We start from the raw sequence: 1,257 nt of genomic DNA, 5'->3' as shown, positions 1-1,257 counted from the left end.
ATCACTTAAAGCCAATGCACAACTATTTGAAGCTTCAAAATTACTGTTAACCGATGATGGCAAATTCAAACCATTCTCTGTCGTAACAAAAGACTTCGACAAGCTTAATGTGAGCTATAATCAGAATTATCTTGAGGCTGAATATGAATTTGCTGTTGCAAGCTCTCAGGCAGCTGCACAATGGGCAAATCTGGGAAATCGTTACAATTTACAGTACAGGACTGCGCAAGATGAAAGAGTACGAACATCACATCAGGCTTTAGCAGATATTACGCTACCTAAAGAAGATCCATTTTGGAGTTCTTTTTATCCTCCAAATGGTTGGCGATGCAGATGTGTGGCGGTGGAAGTTCTAAAAGGAAAGTACGATCAAAGCAATTCAGAAACTGCAATTACTGCCGGTGAAAAGGCAACAACTGAGACGGGAAAAGATGGTAAAAACAGACTTGAAATTTTCAGGTTTAATCCTGGTGCACAAAAAGTTGTTTTTCCACCAGAACACCCATACGGAAAAGTAAAGGGAGCCAAAGCAGTAAAAGACAGTTTAAAAAACTAAGCTAATGAATTCAAAAGATTTTATAAAAAATGTACTCTCTGATATTAAAGTAGATTTATCAGACGAATTTGACAGAAATTTTGAACGAAAAGCTTTCTTTACTAAGAAGTGGAGCGGTACCAAGCTACCTAATCAGAGAGGTTCTTTATTAGCCAGGTCAGGTAAATTAAGGCGGTCAATAATGTCAAAACAAGATGGTTCATCTGTCACCTGGTCAAGTTCACTACCTTATGCAACAATCAACAATGAGGGCGGAGAAATTATAGTAACGGCAAAGATGAAAAGTTTTTTCTGGGCAATGTTTTATAAAGCCAACGGTGCGATTACAACAAAAAAGAAAGCTGATAACAGTGTTGTAGCAAGGGAAAACGACAGAAATAAAAAGCTAACAGCCGAAGCACAGCAATGGAAAAATTTAGCATTGCAAAAAGTGGGTGCTAAAATGAAAATTGAAAAACGCCAGTTTATTGGTGATCATCCAATTGTGCGACAAAGAATTGAAGATGTCGTAAGCTTAAATATGATAGAATTAGATACTTATTTCTACAACCAACTTAAACAAAAATGAAAAACTTTTTAGAAGCTGTCCAAAACAGATTAGCGACAATCACGGCGCTTAAATACATTGATGAAGATTGGGGGCAGATGGACAGTTATAGTCCGAATCCTCCGGCGCAGTTTCCTTGTGCGTTAATTGACAT

The 1,257-nt window shown here is 37.5% G+C and carries 2 protein-coding genes; both read left to right on the top strand.

The annotated features are described in order from the left end of the window. Window positions 1-556 (top strand): phage head morphogenesis protein (locus KHA90_RS24725; protein WP_262899378.1); only part of this gene is annotated, 556 nt, incomplete at its 5' end. Window positions 557-560: 4 nt separating this feature from the next. Next, window positions 561-1,124 (top strand): hypothetical protein, encoded by a 564-nt coding sequence (locus tag KHA90_RS24720; RefSeq protein WP_213308159.1) that lies wholly within the window; start codon window positions 561-563, stop codon window positions 1,122-1,124. Window positions 1,125-1,257: the final 133 nt, after the last annotated feature.

The organism is Flavobacterium psychroterrae, from assembly GCF_018380615.1.
GTDB classification, from domain to species: Bacteria; Bacteroidota; Bacteroidia; order Flavobacteriales; family Flavobacteriaceae; genus Flavobacterium; species Flavobacterium psychroterrae.
Note: the sequence above shows the minus strand (reverse complement) of the source record. Positions and strands in the feature narration are given on the sequence as shown.